Raw genomic sequence first — 16,241 nt, forward strand, 5'->3', positions numbered from 1 at the left:
GAGGGAGGCGTTTTCACGGAGAATCATCGTGGCCCAGGACCAGACCGCCGCTCCGCCCGTCATCACCGGCCTCAAGGGCCTGTGCCCCCGTTGCGGCAAGGGCCACCTGTTTCAAGGCTTCCTCAAGGTGCGGCCGCAATGCGAGGTCTGCGGCCTCGACTTCGCTTTCGCCGATTCGGGGGACGGCCCGGCCTTCTTCGTGATGTCCATCGTCGGCATCGTGGTCATCGGTCTCGCCCTGTGGGTCGAGTTCGCCTATTCGCCGCCGATCTGGCTCCACCTCGTCATGTGGTCCGCCTTGAGCATCGCCCTGAGCCTCGCCCTCGTGCGGCCCTCCAAGGGCGTTCTGGTCGCGCTTCAGTACCACCACAAGGCGGAGGAAGGGCGGATTCAGAGGTGACCGCGTCTCGTCCAAACAATATCCGCTCGCTGATCCTGCCGGGCCTTGCCTCGCTGATCGCCCTCGCGATCCTCATCGGCCTCGGCGCCTGGCAGCTCCAGCGCAAGGCCTGGAAGGAAGGGCTGGTCCAGCAGATCGAGTCCCGCGCCTATGGCGAGCCCGGCTCCATCCTGCCCGAATCGGAATGGGCCGGATGGCGGGCGGATCAGGACGAGTTCCGCAAGGTCCGGGTGACCGGTACCTTCCTGCACGACCTGGAGACGCCGGTCTACGGCTTGGCTCCCGGAACGCGCCAGGGCGCGCCCCTTCAAGGCTATTACATCGTGACGCCCCTGAAGCTCCCGTCGGGGGCCATCGTGATGGTCAACCGCGGCATCGTGCCGATGGAGCTGAAGGACCCCGCCACCCGTCCCCAGGGCCAAACTGAAGGCGACGTGACGGTCACAGGCCTCGTGCGTGCGCCCGAGGCGCGCAACCCCTTCACGCCGAAGGACGATCCGGCCAAGAACACGTGGTTCACGCGCGATCCGCAGGCCATCGCGGAGGCCCGCAACCTTGAGCGCGTCGCCCCCTTCCTCATCGATGCGGACGCTACGCCCAATCGCGGCGGCTGGCCGCGCGGCGGGCAGACCCAGCTCACGCTGCCCAACAACCATCTGCAATATGCGCTGACCTGGTACGGCCTCGCCCTTACCCTCGTCGGCGTCTTCGGAGCCTTCGCCTGGAAGCGCATCAAAGGATAAGGCAGCCCGGCAGATCGCCCTCGTTCCGGCCCGCCACTTTCGGTGGCGGGCGATCGAGAACCGGCTTGCCGCAACCTCCCGCGCCACCTATTGTCCGGCCGCAATTCTAGGAGAGATTGACCGTGCTCCACGTCTCGACCCGCGGGGAGGCTCCCGCGCTTGGCTTTTCCGACGCGCTTCTGACCGGCCTCGCGAGAGATGGCGGCCTCTACCTGCCGGAAACGTGGCCGGGCCTGACGGCCGAGACGATCAAGGGCTTTGCCGGACAATCCTATGCAGACGTGGCCAAGGCCGTCCTCGGCCCGCTGGTGCACGGCGACATACCGGCCACCGACCTCGGCCGCATGATCGACGAGGCTTATGCCTCCTTCCGGCACGACGCGGTCTGCCCTCTGACCCAGCTCGACGACAACCTCTTCGTGCTCGAGCTCTTCCACGGCCCCACGCTCGCCTTCAAGGACGTGGCGATGCAGCTGCTCGGCCGCCTCATGGACTACGTCCTGAAAGCACGGGGCGCCCGCGCCACCATCGTGGGCGCAACCTCGGGCGACACGGGCAGCGCCGCAGTCGAAGCCTTCAAGGGCCTGGATCAGGTCGACATCTTCATCCTCTATCCGCATGGCCGGGTCTCGGACGTGCAGCGCCGCCAGATGACGACGGTGGCCTCGCCCAACGTGCATGCCCTGGCCGTGGAAGGCACCTTCGACGATTGCCAGACCATGGTGAAGGGCATGTTCACCAATGCCCGCTTCCGCGACGAGCTGCAGCTCTCGGGCGTGAACTCGATCAACTGGGCGCGCGTGGCGGCGCAGGCCGTGTATTACTTCACCGCGGCCGTGGCCCTCGGCGGGCCGCATCGTCCCGTTTCCTTCTCGGTGCCCACGGGCAATTTCGGCGACATCCTAGCGGGCTGGGCGGCAAAGCGCATGGGCCTGCCCGTCGACCGCCTGATGATCGGCACCAACGCCAACGACATCCTGGCACGCACGCTTCACTCCGGCGCCTACGAGATCAGGGGCGTCGCGCCCACGACCTCGCCGTCGATGGACATCCAGATCTCCTCGAATTTCGAGCGCCTGCTGTTCGAGGCCTACGGCCGCGACGCAGAGGCGATCCGCCGCCTGATGGCCAGCTTGAGCCAGTCGCGCTCCTTCGCGATCGAGGCGGCCCCCCTCGCCCGCATCCGCGAGGAGTTCTCGGCCCTGGCCGTGGACGAAGCGAATGTCGGCGACGAGATGGCCCGAACCTATCGCGCGACGGGATATGTGCTCGATCCGCACAGCGCCGTCGGAACCCGCGCGGGCCGCGCCCTGCTCAAGGACCGGCCCGAGGTGCCCGTCGTGGCCCTGTCCACCGCTCATCCGGCCAAGTTCCCCGATGCGGTCGAGCGCGCGACGGGCGTTCGCCCCGCACTTCCGCCGCACATGGCTGATTTGATGGAGAGGAGGGAGAGCTTCACCGTTCTCCCGAACGATCAGGCCTCGGTGGAGCGCTTCATCCGCGAGCGCGCCCGGGCCGTCAGAGGCGCGGCTGCATGAACCAGCACTTCGTCCGCGAGAAGCGGGTCGACATCACGAGATTGTCCAACGGCCTGACGGTCGCGACCGAGCACATGCCGGAAATCGCCACCGCCACCCTCGGCGTGTGGGTCGGCACCGGATCGCGGCACGAGCAGGCGCACGAGCACGGCCTGTCGCATCTCATCGAGCACATGGCCTTCAAGGGCACGTCGCGCCGCTCCGCGCGCCAGATCGCCGAAGACATTGAGAACGTGGGCGGCGACATCAACGCCGCGACGAGCGTCGAATACACCAGCTATACGGCCCGCGTGCTGGGCGAGAATGTCGACGTCGCCCTCGACGTGCTCGGCGACATTCTCATCAACTCGGTCTTCGACGAAGGCGAGCTGGCCCGCGAGAAGGGCGTGATTCTGCAGGAATACGCCGCCGTCGAGGACACGCCGGACGATCTCATCTACGACGCCTTCATGGAAACGGCCTTCGCCGGGCAGCCCGTGGGACGCCCCATCCTGGGCACGCCCGACACGATCAGGAGCTTCGACGCGGCCACCATCCGGGCTTTCCTCGCGCGCGAGTACATTCCGGCCAAGATGGTGCTCGCGGCGGCGGGCAACGTGGACCATGCCCAGATCGTAGAGACCGCCGAGCGCCTCTTCGGCGCGATGCCGGCCGTCCCGATCAGCGCCCCCGAAACCGGGCATTACACGGGCGGCGAACGGCGCATCTCACGCAAGCTCGAGCAGGCCAACATCGTCCTCGGGCTTCCCGGCCTCTCCTTCAAGGATCCGGGCTATTACGCCACGCATCTCTTCGCGCATATCCTCGGCGGGGGCCTGACCTCGCGCCTCTGGCACGAGGTCCGCGAGACCCGGGGCCTCGCCTATTCCATCGATTCCTTCCACTGGCCCTTCTCCGATTGCGGTCTCTTTGGCATCGGCGCGGGAACTGCCGGGTCCGATGTCGGTGAACTCACCAAGGTGACCCTCGACTGCATGCGCCAGGCCACCCAGGACATCAGCGAGATTGAGATGATCCGCGCCAAGGCGCAGATGAAGGTGGCCCTGCTGACGGCTCTCGAAACGCCCGGCGGGCGGATCGAGCGCATGGCTCGCCAGCTTCTCTCATGGGGCCGGATCGTGGGAAGCGACGAGATCGTGCACAAGGTGGATGCTCTCGACGAGGGCCACGTGCGAGAGGCAGGACATCTTCTCCTGCAAGGCAGGCCGACCGTTGCGGCTATCGGCCCGATCAAGGGCCTGCCGTCCATCGCGGCGATCACGACGGGTCTGCAGGGCTGATTTTTTCATCCCCTTTCTTCCGTTACGTCACATCTTTTCTTCCGTTACGTCACATCTTTTTCACCTCAATCCCGCCGCAAACTGCCTCCATGCGCGTGGTTAACGATAACGAATGAGTCATGCGGACAAGTCGCAGCTTCAAGGGGCTTCGACTTGCTCTCAAGCTCCCTGACCGGTACCAATTTGCCTTTAACCTTTGGACCGGACGAAAGAACCGAAGCATTGCGGATCGTATCTTTCGCCATAGCCTTTCTATTGGCGGCTTTTTTGGGGCTCACTTGGCCGGCGACCGGCTGGGCGGTGGAGTCCGTGCGCGTCGACCCCAAGATGAAGGCCATCGACCTGACCCCTGCCATCGAGCGCTACAGGTCGGACGGCGACGAGATCCGCATCTCCACGGCCCCGGGCCGCGACGGCATCGTGCGCCGCATCGCCGTGAAGGCTCGCGAGGCCGGGACCCGTCCCGACTGGATCGTTTTCGCGCTGACCAACGACACCGATGAGCAGGTGGACCGCCTGCTCGTGGCGCCGCATTTCCGGCTGACCAGCTCGGGCGTTCTCTGGCCGGATCTCGGCTCATCCCGCATCGCTGCCGTTACGGCAAGCCAGGGCATCCGCCCCGAGCGCGACGACAGCCCCGATGCGGACGTTTTCCTCATCACCCTCGATCCGGGCACAACGGTCACGTTTGTCGCGGAGCTGCGCACCAACAACCTTCCCCAGCTCCATCTCTGGGACCAAGTCGCCTACAAGGAGCGCGTGAACGGCCTGACGCTCTACAAAGGCATCATCATCGGCATCGCGGGTCTGCTCGCCCTGTTCCTCACCATCATCTTCGTGGTGAAGGGCGCGCTGATCTTCCCGGCGGCCGCGGCCCTGGCCTGGGCGGTGCTCGCTTACGCCAGCATCGATTTCGGCTTCTTCCAGCGTGTGTTCCCGATCTCGGAAGCGACGGAGCAGATCTATCGCGCCGGCGCCGAAGCCGTCCTGGCAGCGACCCTGCTCGTGTTTCTCTTCGCCTATCTCAACCTGAACCGCTGGCATGTGCGCTACAGCCACGTGACGGCCTTCTGGCTGGCCTTTCTCGGCGCGCTGCTGCTGCTCGCGATCGTCGACGCCTCGGTCGCCTCGGGCGTGGCGCGCATGTCGATCGCCGCCGTCGCCGGCATCGGCTTCATCCTCGTGATCCACCTCGCGACCCATGGCTACGACCGGGCCATCATGCTCGTGCCCACCTGGCTCCTGCTGATCGCCTGGACCGTGGCGGCGAGCTTCACCGTTCTCGGACAGCTCGCCTCCGATCTCGTGCCGCCCGCGCTCGTCGGCGGTCTCGTGCTGATCGTCATGCTCATCGGCTTCACCGTCATGCAGCATGCCTTCGCCGGTGGCGGTTTCGCGCGGGGCTTCGTCAACGACACGGAGCGCCGTGCCCTCGCCCTCGCCGGAGCGGGCGACATCGTGTTCGACTGGGACGTGGTGTCCGACAACATCTTCGTCAGCCCCGACATCGAGCATCAGCTCGGGCTGAAGCGGGGCGCTCTCGAAGGCCCGGCCTCGGCTTGGCTCGACCTGATCCACCCCTTCGACAGGGATCGCTACCGGCTTGCGCTCGATACGGTGATCGAGCACCGCCGCGGGCGACTGGTGCAGGATTTCCGCCTGCGCTCCTCGTCCAATGCGCATCATTGGTTCCGCCTGAAGGCGCGCCCGGTGATCGGCTCCGACGGCGAGGTCATCCGCATCGTCGGTACGTTGGCCGATGTCACGGGCAGCAAGACCGCCGAGGAGCGCCTGCTGCACGACGCCGTGCACGACAGCCTCACGAGCCTGCCGAACCGCCAGCTCTTCTATGACCGCCTGGAGGCCGCCCTCACCTTCGCGAGCCAGGACGATTTCCTGCGGCCGACCGTGCTCGTCGTGGACATCGACAAGTTCAAGGACATCAACGATCAATCCGGCTATGCAGCCGGCGACTCGATCCTGCTCACGCTCTCGCGCCGCCTCGGCCGCCTGCTCAAGCCGCAGGACACGCTGGCGCGCATCTCGGGCGATGAATTCGCGATCATCCTGCTCTCCGAGCGCGAGCCCGACCGCATCATCGCGTTCGCCGACATGGTCCGGCGCATCGTGACGACGCCGGTCACCTATGCCGACCGCGAGATCTTTCTCACCGCCTCCATCGGCATTGCCCTGCACGATCCGCAGATCGCGGCCCGTCGCGAAGAGGTCCTGCGAAACGCCGAGATCGCCATGGCCCATGCCCGGCGTCACGGTGGCGACCGGATCGAGGTGTTCCGCCCCACGATGCGGTCGGACCGCAGCGATCATTTCACCATGGAGAGCGATCTGCGCCATGCGCTCGACCGGAACGAGATGAAGGTGCTGTTCAAGCCGATCGTGAGGCTCGAGGACCGGACCATCGCGGGCTTCGAATCCATGCTGCGCTGGGATCATCCGCGCCTCGGCCGCATCTCGCCGGAGGATTTCATCTCCATCGCCGAGGAAACGGGCCTCATCATCAAGCTCAGCGTCTTCCTGCTGGAGCAGACCGCACGGGAACTCGCCGTCTGGCAGGGCGCCCTGGAGGTCGAACCCCCGATCTTCGCCAGCGTGAACATGTCGAGCCACCACCTCCTGCGGCACGACCTCCTGCAGGAAGTGAAGACCGTCATCGCCCGTACGCGCGTTCTTCCCGGTTCGCTCAAGCTCGAGATGACCGAAAGCCTCGTGATGGAGAACCCGGAATATTCGGCGCAGATGCTGGACCGCCTCCGGGACCTCGGCGCGGGCTTGTCGCTGGACGATTTCGGCACGGGCTATTCCGCCCTGTCCTATCTGCTCCGCTTCCCGTTCGACACGCTCAAGGTCGACGGGTCGTTCGTCCGCCAGATGGCGTCGGGCAACTCCGTCATCCTGCGTTCCATCGTGAAGATGGCGCACGAGCTCGGCATGGAGATCGTCGCGGAAGGCGCAGAAAGCGAGTCGGAGGCTATCGAACTCTACCAGCTCGGCTGCGAATATGCGCAGGGCCCCGTCTTCGGCGAGCCGATGTCCGTGATACAGGCGCGCCAGCTGGTGGGCGCGACGAGCACGGAAGCTGCATAGATTTCTCAGGCGTGACCGGCATCCATCGACAGCATGGCCGGCTCGATCCCGATCCGGCGCAGAGCCATCTCGTAGCGGATCTCGGCGGGCGTGCTGAAGATCAACTCCGTGTCGGCCGGGCAGATCAGCCAGCCATTGGCCTGAAGCTCGTGCTCGAGCTGCCCCGCGCCCCAGCCGGCATAGCCGAGCGCGAGCACCGCCTGCTGCGGTCCACGGCCCTGGGCGATGGCGCGGAGGATGTCGATGGTCGCCGTCAGGCATACCCCGTCATCGATCGGGAGCGTCGACTGGGCGAGATGGAAATCCGGCGAATGCAGCACGAATCCGCGGCTCGTCTCCACGGGACCGCCCATGAGAACCTGAATGCCGCCCACGCGCTCGGATAGATGGATGCGCTCCGGCTCAGGCACGATTTCGAGCTGGACCAGAAGGTCCGGCATATTCAGGTTGGCGGCGGGACGGTTGAGAAGGATCCCCATCGCCCCTTCCGGCGAGTGAGCGCAGACATAGATCACCGCGCGGGCGAACCGCTCGTCCATCATGCCGGGCATCGCGACCAGCATCTGCCCGTCGAGGTAGGGAGAGCCGGTGCCATAGGGATCTTGCTGAAAGCTCATGTCTCGAAATCTGCCTTGCTGGGCCGACAACCCGATCACGGGATCGTGGATGGCAGACCCGAGTAGAAACTGCATAAAGGAAGCGCCTCAGGGAGGCGTCAGTTCCATGACACCGACATTACGCATCATCACATCTGCCTTTTTTATGATTCTGTCCTCGATCTCGGCCTTTGGACAGCCCCTCCCCGCCGCAACTTCCGCTCAAGGGTTCCACTCGCAGGTGCGCCTTCTGTCCGGGGGAAAACGGGAGGGAACCTGGCTCGCGGGGATCGCGATCACCCTCGATCCCGGCTTCAAAACCTATTGGCGCAGCCCCGGCGAATCCGGCCTGCCGCCGAGCTTTGACTGGTCGGCCTCGGAGAACGTCGCGGATGTCGAAGTCCAATGGCCGGCCCCGCAACGCCATGAGGACGCGGCGGGCGTTGCCTATGTGTACAGCCGGGAGGTCATCCTGCCGGTTCTGGTCAAGCCCAAGGCCGCGGACCAGCCGGCCAGGCTCGCGCTCACGGTGGATTACGGCATCTGCAAGGATATCTGCATTCCCGCCCATGCGGACCTTACGGTCCCCCTCTCGGCATCGGGTCCGGATCGCGCCGCCATCGAACAGGCCATGGCCAAGGTCCCCGGCAAGCGGCCCCTCGGCGACCAGGGCGAGCTGGCGGTCCTGTCCGTGCAACCCAAGAGCGGGGCGGAGGCCGCCCTATCCGTTTCCGTTCGGGCTCCGGACGGGGCTAAGCCCATTCTGTTCGCCGAGGCTCCGGAGAGCTGGTACGTCTCGGCCGAGCCGTCCGGCGAGCGCGACCGCTTTACCGTGACGATCGAAGAGAAGCCGAAGGACGCGACGGGCCCCGTTCCCCTCGTCCTCACGCTCGTTGCCGGGGACAAGGCCGTTGAAACGCAGGTGAGCCTCGACGGCAACGGACTGCCACGCTAGTGAAGAAGAACCCTTAACGAACAGCTTTGGAGCAAAGCATGGCCATTCAGGTTGGAGAACGCCTTCCTCAGGTCACCTTCCGCGTCATGACGCCGGAGGGGCCGATCGCCAAGACGACGGACGACCTCTTCAAGGGACGTAAGGTGGTGCTCGTGGCGGTTCCCGGCGCCTTCACCCCCACCTGCCACCGCAATCATCTGCCCGGCTATGTGCAGCGCGCCCATGAAATCAAGGCGAAGGGCGTCGATGCCATCCTCGTGACCGCCGTCAACGACGTCTTCGTCATGGACGCGTGGGCCAAGTCCGCCGGCGCCGACGGCATCGAGTTCCTGTCCGACGGCAACGGCGATTTCGCCAAGGCGATCAAGCTGACCATGGACGGCACGGGCTTTGGCCTCGGCATCCGCTCGCAGCGTTATTCCATGGTGGTGGACGACGGCGTGGTGAAGGCCATCAACGTGGAGGACACCCCGTCCAAGGCGCAGGTGTCGGGCGCGGAGAACATCCTGAAGGATCTCTGATCCCTTTCAGCCATCAGACCACGAGGCCCTTGCCCGCACGATGCAGGCAAGGGCTTTTCTTATGGGCTTTTACTTTGCGCCCTTCTTGAAGGGCTTCATGGCGGCGACCGCCAGTTCGTCGACGCGGATATTGGTGGGATCGTCCGCGTGCCCCTTCACCCAATGCCAGGCCACATCGTGCCGGGCAGCGGCCTCGTCGAGCTCCCGCCAGAGATCCTCGTTCTTCACGGGCTTGTTGTCGGCGGTGCGCCAGCCGCGGCGCTTCCAGTTGTGCATCCATTGCGTGATGCCCTGGCGCACATACTGGGAATCCGTGAAGAGATCGACGGCGCAGGCGCGCTTGAGGGCGTTGAGCCCTTCGATCGCGGCCCTGATTTCCATGCGGTTGTTGGTGGTGTGAGCCTCCCCGCCGGAAATCTCCTTCTCGCTGCCCTTGAAGAACAGAATGGCCGCCCAGCCACCCGGCCCGGGATTTCCCGAGCAGGCGCCGTCCGTATAGATAAGGACGCGCTCCGGGCCGCTCATGCCTCGAGCCCGTATTCGCGGGCGTGTCGCACATGACGGTGAAAATGGAGCTTGCGGTCGTATTCGAGCGGATCCTTCGGCCGCACGAGGGCGCCCGGCGGCACGTTGAGCCAGTCCACGAGGCGAGTCAGCATGAAGCGCATCGCCGAGCCGCGGCAGAGCACGGGCAAGGCTTCGGTCTCCTCAGGGGAGAGCCGGCGGACGGCCTGATAGCCCGCCAGCATCGCCTGTCCCTTCGTGAGATTGAACGATCCGTCCTGCTCGAAGCACCAGGCGTTCAGGCAGATGGCGACGTCGTAGGCGAAGGCGTCCGTGCAGGCGAAATAGAAGTCTATCAGCCCCGAGACTTCATCGCCGATGAAGAACACGTTGTCCGTGAAGAGGTCGGCATGGATGATGCCGGAGGGCAGATCCGTGGGCCAAGCCTCGTGAAGATAGGCGAGTTCGCGTCTCGTCCGGTCCGCCAGGCCGCCGGAGACCGTATCGGCCTGCGCCTCGGCCTGGGCGAAGAGCGGGCCCCAGCCGTCGAGCGACAGGGTATTGGGGCGGCTCATGGCGAAATCCCGGCCGGCGAGGTGGAGCTTGGCCAGCGCGCCGCCCAGGGCCCCGCAATGCTTTGCGGTGGGCCGGCGGACGGCGACACCATCGAGAAAGGTGATGATGACGGCAGGCCGCCCGGCAAGCCGGCCGAGGGGCTGGCCCTGGCGGTTGTTGACCGGCAGCGGACAGCTCAAGCCCTTGTTCGCCAGATGCTGCATCAGGCCGAGGAAGAACGGCAGGTCGGCCTCCCTCACCCGCTTCTCGTAGAGCGTCAGGATGTAGGAGCCTTCCGTGGTGTGGAGGAAATAATTGGTGTTCTCCACGCCCTCAGCGATGCCCTTGTAGGAGAGCAACGTGCCGATATCGTAGGTTTCGAGAAAGCTTGCGAGCTCCTCGTCGCTGACTTCCGTATAGACTGCCACTGCTTACTCCGCCGCCTGTTCACGCAACTCGCGCGGCAAAGGAAAGAACACGCTCTCGTCCGCCGTCGAAACGCTCTCTACCGACACCTCATAGCGTTCGGCAAAGGCATCGATGATTTCTTCCACGAGGATTTCCGGCGCGGACGCGCCCGCGGTGATACCTAAGCTGCGGATGTTGCCGAACAGCGACCAGTCGATGTCCTCCGCCCGCAGGATGAGGCGCACCAGGGAGCAGCCTTCCCGCTCGGCCACCTCGCGCAGGCGCTGGGAATTCGACGAATTGGGGGAGCCCACCACGATCATGGCGTCGACCTCGGGAGCCACCCGCTTGACCGCCCCCTGCCGGTTGGTGGTGGCGTAGCAGATGTCCTCCTTGTGCGGGCCGACGATGGAGGGGAAGCGCTTTTTCAGGGCCTCCACCATGTCCTGGGTGTCGTCGACGGACAGGGTCGTCTGGGTCACGAAGGCGAGGTTTTCCGGATCGTCCGGCTGCAGCTCGACAATATCGTCGACGGTCTCGACCAGGGTCGCCGCCCCGTCCGGCAGCTGCCCCATGGTGCCGACCACCTCCGGATGGCCTTCATGGCCGATCAGGACGATGTGACGGCCCCGCTTGTAGTGAACCTGCGCCTCCCGGTGCACCTTGGTCACCAGAGGGCATGTGGCGTCGATGGCGAAGAAATTGCGCGCCTGAGCGGCCTCCGGCACGGATTTCGGAACCCCGTGCGCCGAGAAGATCACGGGCGCGTCGGTGTCCGGAATCTCGTCGAGCTCACGCACGAAGACCGCCCCCTTCCGCCTCAGGTCCTCCACTACATATTTGTTGTGCACGATCTCGTGGCGCACATAGACGGGGGCTCCGTGGATCGAAAGCGCCTTCTCGACGGCGTCGATGGCGCGGACCACCCCGGCGCAGAAGCCGCGCGGGGCACAGAGCATGATGTGGAGGGGTGGCTTCGTCATGATCCCGCGATGTGGCGAGACGAGGCCCTTCCTGTCAAGCGGGAGCGACGGTTATTCGCGGCTTGACCATTCGTAAGAAGGGCTCGCCCTTGAAGGCAAGACTCCCTAGAAAGGGCAAGGCTCCCTAGAATGGGATGACCGCTCACCGGATCCGATTGCCCGATGGCCAGCCCAGCCTCCCATGTCAGCTTTCTCCCGCCTATCCTGACCTTCTGCGGGGCGGCCGTGATCGCCGTGCCCGTGTTCCGCTTCATCGGCCTGAGCGCCGTGCTCGGCTACCTGGCGGCGGGAATCGCGATCGGCCCGTCGGTCCTCAGTCTCGTCGAGGACCCGGGTACGATCGCGACCGTGGCGGAACTCGGCGTGGTGCTCCTGCTGTTCATCATCGGGCTGGAGTTGAAGCTGTCCCACCTCTGGTCCATGAAGCGGGACATCTTCGGGCTGGGCTTCGCCCAAATGGCCCTGACGGGGCTCTGCCTCGGCGGCGCGTCGCTCGCAATCGGCTTCGGGATCAGGGCGGCCTTCGTCATCGGCGTCGCGCTGGCGCTCTCGGCTACCGCGATTGCCCTTCAGATGCTGGGAGAGCGCAAGGACCTTCAAACACCTTACGGTCAGCGCTCCTTCGCGATCCTGCTGTTCCAGGACCTCTCGGTGGTACCCGTGCTCGCCATCCTGCCCCTCATGGCCTCGGGCACGGCGCTCGAGGACAACTCGATGCTGGATCGGTTCTCGGCCGCAGGCGAGGCCATATCCGCTATCGCCGCCGTCGTCCTGGTCGGCCGCTACGGGCTGAATCCCTTCTTCCGGATCCTCGCGCGCACCGGTTCCCGCGAGGTCATGACCGCATCGGCGCTGCTGGTGGTCCTGGGCGCCGCCCTGCTCATGCAGGAGGCGGGCCTCTCCATGGCCATGGGCGCATTCCTCGCTGGCCTGTTGCTCGCCGAGTCGAATTTCCGGCACCAGCTGGAGGCCGATATCGAGCCCTTCCGCGGCATGCTGCTGGGCCTGTTCTTCATGAGCGTGGGCATGTCGATCGACTTGGGCCTCGTGCGCCAGCAATGGATGCTGTTGGCTCTCGCGGCCCCGGTGGTGATCGTCGGGAAGACCGTCCTGATCTCCCTTCTCTCGCGCCTGTTCGGAGCCACGTGGCGCGAAGGCCTCCGATCCGGCACCCTCCTGTGCACGGCAGGCGAATTCGCCTTCGTGCTCCTGCCCGTCGCCACGGGCGCCGGATTGATGGCTCCGAACGAGGCGCAGACCGTGACGGCGCTGGCGGCCATCACGATGCTTCTCGGCCCGATCTTCTCGACCCTCGTCGAAAAAGCCCTTCTCGCCCGCCCCGAACGCTCCACGGGTCCCGGCATGGAGGATCTGCTCGGGCAGGAGGGCGAGCTGTCGAGCCGGGTCCTCGTGATCGGGTTCGGGCGCTTCGGACAGATCGTCAACCAGGTGCTGCTCGCCCAGGGCATCGATGCGACCGTCATCGACAACAACGTGGAACGCGTGCGCGACGCCGCCCGTTTCGGACTCAAGATCTATTACGGGGACGGAACGCGCCTCGACGTGCTGCGGGCGGCGGGAGCCGAGAAGGCCGAGATGATCTGCGTGTGCACCGACGAGCCGGAAACGATCGAGAAGATCGCCGAGATCATTCACGAGAATTTTCCGAACGCCCGCAGCTTCGTGCGCGCCTACGACCGGATTCATGCGGTGAAGCTCTTGAAGATCGGAATCGATTATCAGCTTCGCGAAACGTTCGAATCCGCCATCGTCTTCGGCCGCTCGGCCCTCGAGGAGCTCGGGATCGAAGCGGAGATCGCCGCCGGCGCGGCCCAGGACGTGCGCAAGCGCGACATCGCCCGGCTCTTCCTCCAGAAGGAAATCGGCGCGAGTTTCGGAGCCGAGCTCGTGGTCGGAGCCAGGATCGCGCCGGAACCTCTCACCTCCCCCACGGGGAAAGCCAAGGCCCTGAGCCCGGAAACCCGCGACATTCTCGGCGAAGGAGCACTCTGATGGACGCCAATGCTGCCGAGCGGGCGGCGGAGACGCGCGCCGACACGCCCGTCTTCGTGCAGGGCTCGACCATGCGCCACGTGCTCGTGATGACCGGAACGGGCGCGGCCGGATTGATCGCGATCTTCATCGTCGATCTCGTTTCGCTGCTTTACATCTCGTGGCTCAACGATCCGAGCATGACGGCGGGCGTCGGTCTCGCGACCGTCGTGATGTTCTTCACGGTCTCGATCAATGTCGGCCTGATGATCCCGATCGGCGCTCTCGTCTCGCGCGCTCTCGGGGCGCGCCGGTACGAGGACGCGCGGCGGCTCGCCACCTCGGGAAGCATTCTCATGGTGGTGATCGGCGCAGCCGTCAGCCTGATCGTCCTGCCCTTCCTGCCCGAGATTCTGAGAGCCATGGGAGCGAGCGGCCAAGCCTATCATGTCGCCCACGGCTTCCTTTGGATCGCCTTGCCGACGAATGCGCTGATGGCCGCCGGCATGGCGTTCTCCACCCTTTTGCGCGCTGCGGGCGACGCCAAGCGCAGCATGTATGCGACGCTCTCGGTGGCCATCGTCACGGTGTTTCTCGACCCCATCACGATCTTCGTCATGGATCTGAAATCCAGCGGCGCGGCCCTCACCATCAGCCTCGCGCGCGTGGTGTATCTCTATGTTGGATATCGCTACGTCACCCGTGTCCATCGGCTGCTCGCCAGGCCGAGCCTGCAGGCCGTGATCCGCGATGCGAGGCCCTTCTTCGCGATCGCCGTTCCCGCCGTTCTCACCAACCTCGCCGCGCCCGCCGCCAATGCGTTCTTCACCGGCATCATGGCGCAGTTCGGCGATCAGGCGATCGCGGCTTCGGCCATCATCGATCGGGTGACGCCTGTTTCGTTCGCGGGCGTCTTCGCGCTCGCCGGGGCCATCGGCCCGGTTCTGGGGCAGAACTGGGGCGCGGGCCGGTACGATCGCATGAAGGCGACCCTGAAGGATTCGCTCACGTTCATGGTCGTCTACGTCCTCAGCGTGTGGCTTCTGCTGTTCCTGCTGCGGGAGCCCATCGTCCTCGCTTTCAACGCTCCGCCGCTGACAGCGGAGCTGATACGCTTCTTCTGCGAGCTGAGCGGTTTCATCTGGTTCTTCGTGAGCCTCGTCTTCGTGTCCAACGCGTCGTTCAACAATCTCGGCTATCCCCTGCTCTCCACCTTCTTCAACTGGGGACGGGCGACGCTCGGAATGATCCCGTTCGCCTATTTCGGGGCGCAGATCGGCGGCCCGAAAGGCGCCCTGATCGGCATTGGCGCCGGGTCGATCGTCTTCGGGATCGCGGCCATCATCACTGCGTTCTGGACAATCCGGCGTTTGGAGAGGCAAGCTGTCCCGATCCCATGAAGGGCAGCCGGGCATTTGAGCCTTCGAGGAGCCTGCCATGTTCAATTGGTTCGATCTGATGCGCCAGGCGCAGGCCCAGGCGGCTTTTGAGACCCTGGCGCGGCAGTTTCAGCTCTCCGGCGACCAGCAGCAGCGGGCTATGGCCGCCGTTCTGCCGGCTTTCGTCATGGGGCTTCAGCACGCCATGACCAACGGCGATCCGAGCCGCTTCCTGCAATCCCTGATGAGCGGCGGCTACCAGAATGTCTGGCAGGCCGCCGGACATTCCTTTTCTCCTCAGGCGCAGCAGGAGGGAAGACGTTTGCTCGACCAGCTCTTCGGCTCGGATGAAGCAAGCCGCCGCATCGCCCATCAGGCCGCGGATTTCACCGGCATCGGCGTCGACATCATGCAGCAGATCCTGCCGATCTATGCCGGCCTTCTCGCAGGAGGATTGGCGCAGTGGATGGCGGCGCAGGCGAAGGTCGCCCAGAGCTTCGCATCGTCGAGCACAGGCGAAAGATCCAAGCAGGATGCGGTGAACCCCTGGGCGGACCTCTGGGCCGGGTGGCTGAAAGCTCCCGAGCCCGAGAAGAAGCCTGCCGCTAACCCCTTCCAGGAAATGATGGAGGGCATCTTCCCGACGCCCGCCCCTGAAAAGCCTCCCGAGTCCTCCCCGTCTGCCCCCTGGGACGAGATGATGGAAAAGGGACGCGAGATGCAGATGCAGTATCTCACGTCCCTTCAAAGGATTCTGGAGGATGCCTGGGGAACAGGCGCGAAGAGGTCTTAGCTCCGGGTCACAAGCGGAACCACCGGCCGTGGCTTGCCTGCGGCGCTGGCACGTCCATGGATCGGAACGGGGGGCTCTGTGCATCGAACCAACACCCATGACGGGCGGTGATGCAGAGGCTCCATCAGAGCGCTTTCGACGTCGCGGCGCGTGAGTCCGATATCCCTGAGCATGCGCTCGTCGAACTCGGCGAGGTTCTTGACCTCGCGACGATCCTTGAAAGCCTTGGCGAGCGAGATGAGCGAGCGAACGAAGCGGCCCAGGATATGGGCTCCCGGCGAAGCCGTGACGGGGCTACCGACCGAATCATGACAGGCCTCCTTTCGCTCGTGCATGGCCTTGAAGGGATCTCAGGAACGGCTTGAAACGTTCCAGGGCGTTCCAAGGGCGTCCCAGGCAAGAACCCTGGAACGCATTACGCTAAGAAACACTCCCCCAAGCTCTTGTTTTTAAACCACAATTTTGTAATCCTATTCGAATGTATAGCAT

Annotated in this window: 15 protein-coding genes; 10 read left to right on the forward strand and 5 right to left on the reverse strand. The window is 65.1% G+C overall.

Annotated elements, in window-relative coordinates; genetic code table 11:
• The first annotated feature begins 25 nt into the window (after window positions 1–25).
• From ACS5Q0_RS06515 to ACS5Q0_RS06535, 5 genes are all read left to right on the forward strand, one after another.
• Entirely contained in the window at window positions 26–400 is a 375-nt protein-coding gene (locus tag ACS5Q0_RS06515; RefSeq protein WP_473125940.1) for a DUF983 domain-containing protein, read from the forward strand.
• Window positions 397–1,143 carry an SURF1 family protein gene (locus ACS5Q0_RS06520; protein WP_473125800.1) on the forward strand — a complete coding sequence of 249 codons (747 nt, stop codon included), beginning with the start codon at window positions 397–399 and terminating at the stop codon, window positions 1,141–1,143. Before ACS5Q0_RS06515 ends, ACS5Q0_RS06520 begins: the two co-directional genes overlap by 4 nt.
• A 122-nt stretch (window positions 1,144–1,265) precedes the next feature.
• A complete protein-coding gene (gene thrC / locus ACS5Q0_RS06525; RefSeq protein WP_473125801.1) occupies window positions 1,266–2,681 on the forward strand; it encodes a threonine synthase in 1,416 nt (471 codons plus the stop codon).
• The gene (locus ACS5Q0_RS06530; RefSeq protein ID WP_473125802.1) at window positions 2,678–3,961 is read left to right on the forward strand and encodes a M16 family metallopeptidase; all 1,284 of its coding nucleotides are present in this window, start codon (window positions 2,678–2,680) and stop codon (window positions 3,959–3,961) included. Before thrC ends, ACS5Q0_RS06530 begins: the two co-directional genes overlap by 4 nt.
• A gap of 222 nt (window positions 3,962–4,183) precedes the next feature.
• Window positions 4,184–7,066, forward strand: a complete 2,883-nt coding sequence (locus ACS5Q0_RS06535; protein WP_473125803.1) for an EAL domain-containing protein — start codon at window positions 4,184–4,186, stop codon at window positions 7,064–7,066.
• Window positions 7,067–7,071: 5 nt separating this feature from the next.
• Here the strand turns inward: ACS5Q0_RS06535 and ACS5Q0_RS06540 are convergent, their stop codons facing one another.
• Complete coding sequence (locus tag ACS5Q0_RS06540) at window positions 7,072–7,683, reverse strand: YqgE/AlgH family protein (RefSeq protein WP_473125804.1); 612 nt, start codon at window positions 7,681–7,683, stop codon at window positions 7,072–7,074.
• Between the two features lie 106 nt (window positions 7,684–7,789).
• On the opposite strand from ACS5Q0_RS06540, the gene ACS5Q0_RS06545 reads away from it, so the two are divergent.
• Window positions 7,790–8,617, forward strand: a complete 828-nt coding sequence (locus ACS5Q0_RS06545) for a protein-disulfide reductase DsbD domain-containing protein (RefSeq protein ID WP_473125805.1) — start codon at window positions 7,790–7,792, stop codon at window positions 8,615–8,617.
• Between the two features lie 38 nt (window positions 8,618–8,655).
• Window positions 8,656–9,138 (forward strand): redoxin family protein, encoded by a 483-nt coding sequence (locus ACS5Q0_RS06550; RefSeq protein ID WP_473125806.1) that lies wholly within the window; start codon window positions 8,656–8,658, stop codon window positions 9,136–9,138.
• A gap of 69 nt (window positions 9,139–9,207) precedes the next feature.
• On the opposite strand, the gene rnhA is transcribed toward ACS5Q0_RS06550, so the two are convergent.
• The 3 genes from rnhA to ispH are packed head-to-tail and all read right to left on the reverse strand — an operon-like array spanning window position 9,208 to window position 11,588.
• On the reverse strand, window positions 9,208–9,663 hold the full coding sequence (rnhA, locus tag ACS5Q0_RS06555; RefSeq protein ID WP_473125807.1) for a ribonuclease HI: 456 nt from the start codon (window positions 9,661–9,663) through the stop codon (window positions 9,208–9,210).
• On the reverse strand, window positions 9,660–10,625 hold the full coding sequence (gene thrB / locus ACS5Q0_RS06560; protein ID WP_473125808.1) for a homoserine kinase: 966 nt from the start codon (window positions 10,623–10,625) through the stop codon (window positions 9,660–9,662). The genes rnhA and thrB overlap by 4 nt, the downstream gene beginning before the upstream one ends.
• Window positions 10,626–10,628: 3 nt before the next feature.
• Complete coding sequence (gene ispH / locus ACS5Q0_RS06565) at window positions 10,629–11,588, reverse strand: 4-hydroxy-3-methylbut-2-enyl diphosphate reductase (protein WP_473125809.1); 960 nt, start codon at window positions 11,586–11,588, stop codon at window positions 10,629–10,631.
• A gap of 162 nt (window positions 11,589–11,750) precedes the next feature.
• On the opposite strand from ispH, the gene ACS5Q0_RS06570 reads away from it, so the two are divergent.
• From ACS5Q0_RS06570 to ACS5Q0_RS06580, 3 genes are read left to right on the forward strand one after another with little or no spacing between them, the layout of a single operon-like run.
• A complete protein-coding gene (locus ACS5Q0_RS06570; protein WP_473125810.1) occupies window positions 11,751–13,601 on the forward strand; it encodes a monovalent cation:proton antiporter-2 (CPA2) family protein in 1,851 nt (616 codons plus the stop codon).
• The gene (locus ACS5Q0_RS06575) at window positions 13,601–14,980 is read left to right on the forward strand and encodes an MATE family efflux transporter (protein ID WP_473125811.1); all 1,380 of its coding nucleotides are present in this window, start codon (window positions 13,601–13,603) and stop codon (window positions 14,978–14,980) included. The genes ACS5Q0_RS06570 and ACS5Q0_RS06575 overlap by 1 nt, the downstream gene beginning before the upstream one ends.
• A 37-nt stretch (window positions 14,981–15,017) precedes the next feature.
• Window positions 15,018–15,752: a DUF937 domain-containing protein gene (locus ACS5Q0_RS06580; protein ID WP_473125812.1), complete on the forward strand. Its 735-nt coding sequence runs from the start codon at window positions 15,018–15,020 to the stop codon at window positions 15,750–15,752.
• On the opposite strand, the gene ACS5Q0_RS06585 is transcribed toward ACS5Q0_RS06580, so the two are convergent.
• The gene (locus ACS5Q0_RS06585; RefSeq protein WP_473125813.1) at window positions 15,749–16,087 is read right to left on the reverse strand and encodes a DUF1127 domain-containing protein; all 339 of its coding nucleotides are present in this window, start codon (window positions 16,085–16,087) and stop codon (window positions 15,749–15,751) included. The two genes, ACS5Q0_RS06580 and ACS5Q0_RS06585, sit on opposite strands and share 4 nt — an antisense overlap.
• Between the last annotated feature and the right edge of the window lie 154 nt (window positions 16,088–16,241).

Source organism: Microvirga sp. HS2, from assembly GCF_055792805.1.